The organism is Flavobacterium sp. FPG59, from assembly GCF_002150205.1.
GTDB lineage: Bacteria > Bacteroidota > Bacteroidia > Flavobacteriales > Flavobacteriaceae > Flavobacterium.
Genome location: NZ_MTCA01000256.1, coordinates 1 through 4,059, shown reverse-complemented (window position 1 = coordinate 4,059; position 4,059 = coordinate 1). Strand labels below are relative to the sequence as shown.

At 28.2% G+C, this 4,059-nt stretch carries 2 protein-coding genes; both read left to right on the top strand.

What is annotated here, in order from left to right; all coding sequences use genetic code 11:
* The coding region (locus tag FPG59_RS16715; protein ID WP_176330760.1) for a hypothetical protein at positions 1–389 on the top strand (389 nt) is incomplete at its 5' end.
* Positions 379–3,987: a helicase-related protein gene (locus tag FPG59_RS14535; RefSeq protein WP_086455292.1), complete on the top strand. Its 3,609-nt coding sequence runs from the start codon at positions 379–381 to the stop codon at positions 3,985–3,987. The genes FPG59_RS16715 and FPG59_RS14535, both read left to right, overlap by 11 nt.
* Positions 3,988–4,059: the final 72 nt, after the last annotated feature.

Here is a 4,059-nt window from a genome sequence, read left to right as displayed (position 1 = left end):
GTATTGAAACACTGCATTCAAAAATATTTGATAATTCTAATAAAATCAATCTTGGCACTTTTAAAAATTATTTTGATAATAATTCGAGTACACGATTTCCAAGAATTAAAGTTTTAAATGCTATAAAAAATCATTGTGAAAGAATTGGTTTAATAAACGAATTGATCGTTACTGATTATGATAAATTCGTGGTTTATTCAAAAAAAGACCACTCTATAAGGCAACAAGCTGGCAGATTGCTAGGAAGTGATTTATTAGACTATATAGCTTCTAATAAAACAGAAAAAAGTGATGCTTTGAAAAAACTTAACGATGAAATAATTGAACAACTAATCGATACGATAGTTGAAAAAGTTATAAAACAAAAAATAATTTCTAATGAAGAATAAGTATAAAGAAGAACCAAGATTAATATTTAGAGATACCATACAAAAGAACTTAATTGGCCCAGGTTCTGATGTTTTAATTAGTGATGCTGAAAATGAAATCATATCAGATTATCCTTTAAGTAGATACTTTTCGGGTATTGTTTTTCCAGAAAAAATTGTTGACCCTATTCAAGACAGTTTTGGATTTGAAAATGAATCAAATGCAAATGCTGAAATAATAGATGATAACATTAAAATTACTAATGATTTAGTCGATAAAAATGATTCTATTCAAGTTGAAGATGATAATACTGAAAAGAAGGCTAAGGTAAATAGTGATAGTGAATATTCAGAAGCTAATCAATATTTTCCAACAAATTTTGGCTTAACTTTTTGTGTTCCTAATGACCAAAAAGAAATTACAATTGAGTTCATATACGCTAAATACAAACAATTAAAACCACTTGAAGCTAAAGTTGAAATAACTAAAGAAGATTTTGAGAAATTCAATAACCATCCATTTAATCCAATAAAACAACATTTAGTGTATGAAGATGGTTTTTTAATATTCAATAGAGAAACATTTGGAAAAAGTGGAATAAATGTCAGAAACTTAAAGAAAACATTTCAAGAACACGAACAGCAAAAAGAATTAATAGACTCCGTTGGATATAGAAAAGTTGAACTACTACTTGGAAGATTATGGAAACGTTTACCAAATGAACAAAAAATAATCAAAATTAAACTTGAAGATGAAAACTCAAATGAAGCTATTCCAATTCCATTAGAAGTTGAAGAAGAAACAAAAGAAACGATTACTTGTTTTTATAAAAAAGTATTACAAACAACTCACGGGAAGTTTATTAAAATTTTGCTTGCTAACAGATTACAACATTCAAAAAAGAAATTTTCATTTAGTAATGAGAGGTTAAATTCAAAAGCAATGTTTCAAGCACATATTAAAGTAAATGGAACAAAATTTTTACCGTACAAACAATTTACTGAAAACAACCCTTTTGATGAAGAATTAAACACAATAAACTTTCAATACAGAGAAGAATTTTCTTTTGCTATTGGTCACGGTTGTGCAGTTCATTGGAATGATGATAAACAACCTACTGAACTTTATACAACTTTCTTACCAGAAGTAGATATCAAGAGTTATAGTAATGAATTTAAAGAAGATTTTCCAGAAGGTTTAAAATCCATTACACAACTAAAAAAGTTATCTATTTGGTCTGATTTGAATGATGATGAAATTATAGATCAGCTCTATTTATTCGTAAAAGAATATCAAAAATGGATTGATAAACAAATAACAATTAAAACAGCAGACAATTTTCAAAATATCAAAAAAAATATAGTTGGAAAACAATCGGAAACATTTGAAAGACTTATTAAGAACATAGCATTTTTAAAAAATAACGATGATGCATTCAAATCGTTTAAGTTAGCCAATACGGCAATGTTCATTCAAATGTTTGTTTCAAATGAGAAACATTTTGGTAAAAAGAATGTAGAGCTAACAGAAATAGAGGAAAATATAAAGTATAACAACCTAGATTATTTTAGAGAGAATACTACTTTCAATCCCAAATACAGACCATTTCAATTAGCTTTTTTTCTTTTAAACCTTGAATCACTAATCAATCCTGATTCTGAAGACAGAAATAATATAGTTGATTTATTGTGGTTCCCAACTGGTGGTGGTAAAACGGAAGCATATTTAGCTTTAACTGCTTTTACAATAATTAGTAGAAGAATTTTAAATGAGGACAGCGCTGATGGTGTAGCAGTAATAATGCGTTACACTTTAAGACTTCTAACAGCCCAACAGTTTGAACGTGCAACAAAACTAATACTATCATTAGATTTTTTAAGAAAACAATTTAACAATAATGATGAGTATTATTTTGGAAATACTCCTATCTCAATTGGTATGTGGGTTGGAGCTTCATCAACACCTAATTCGTTTAAAGATGCATTAGGAATTTATAATAAGATAAATGACAACTTAGTAAAAGCAAATTCAAAAAAAAATCACGATTTACAAAAAGTTAATACTTTTCCAATTGAAAATTGTTCCTGGTGTGGATGTAAGATTATATCAAAAAATAAATTCAATTTCTTTGAACAAGGATACCACGCTACAGCAAATTCATTTAAAGTGAAATGTATAAATACTGCTTGTACTTTCAGTAATGAATTACCAATATATTTTGTAGATGATAAAATTTACCAAACTCCACCTACATTACTTTTTGCTACAGTGGACAAATTTGCTATGATTTCACATAGAGAAGAAGGACATAAACTATTTAATTCTCTTGAAAAACATAAACTACCACCCGATTTAATCATACAAGATGAGTTACACTTATTAAGCGGCCCACTCGGTTCCATAACGGGTATTTACGAATCTATTGTAGAATTACTATCAACAAAAGGAAATAGAAAACCTAAAATTATTGCATCAACAGCAACAACAAGAAATACAGCACATCAAGTTGAAATGTTGTACGGTAATAGACAGCTAAACATATTTCCTCCAATGGGATTAAGTTATAATGACAACTTTTTTTCTTTCGTATCTAAAGATAGTACAAGAAAACATATTGGATTTATGCCAACTGGTAAAACAGGACTTAATTCACAAATTCAAATATTAGGGAACTTATTCATTGCACGTATTGAACTATTCAAATATTTAGTAGAAAACGAAAAACTAACTCAAGAAGAATGCATTAATGAAATGAACTATTTCTGGACAATTGTTTCATTTTACAATAGTCTAAGAGATGTTGGTAAAATTTATAATAAAGTTCCGGCAGAAATACTTTCATTAATAAAATTACTTCACAGTAGATATAATATAAGTAGAGATAAATATGCATTTAATTGGAAAGGATTACCTTCTCGAACCAAAGAATTGACTAGTCGTATTGAAAGCAATTCAATTAAAAAACTTTTAGATCAGTTAGAACAATCATTTAGCTTAAATAGATATGAAGGAAGAGATTATGTTCATCAAACGGTTGATTTAGTTTTAGCTTCAAATATGTTTTCGGTCGGTATTGATATAAAAAGATTGAATGTGATGTTAATGAATGGGCAATCTAAAAACGTAGCTGAGTACATTCAAGCATCAAGTAGAGTTGGACGTGAAGATATGGGTATAGTGATTAACCTTTTAGATGCAAACCGTTCAAGAGATAAATCCTATTTTGAAAACTATGTAAGTTTTCACAATGCTTACTATAAATATGTAGAACCATTAAGTGTAACACCATTTACAGAAATAGCAGTAGATAAAGTTATGGCAAGTCTCTTAGTTGCTTATGTCAGACACAAAAAAGGATTATATTTAAATAGTCAAGCGAAAGATTTCGATGGTAATATTGATGAGTTAAAAACATTTTTATCTGAAAGAATTAAAAACAAAAAACAACGTGATTATGCAATTAATAAACTTGATGAATATGTAAAAAAATGGACGACAAAAGAAGAAGGACTTACATACAAATTATTAATTCAAAAAATTGCAGACCTAGATGAATGGAGCTTGATGATGTCGATGAGAGAAATTGACACTAACAGTATAATAAAATTAGCAAATTAAATGGGGAAATACGAACAAATTCAAACAAGAAAAACCATAAGTGCTTATGGCGGTGTTGGGTCTATTATCGAA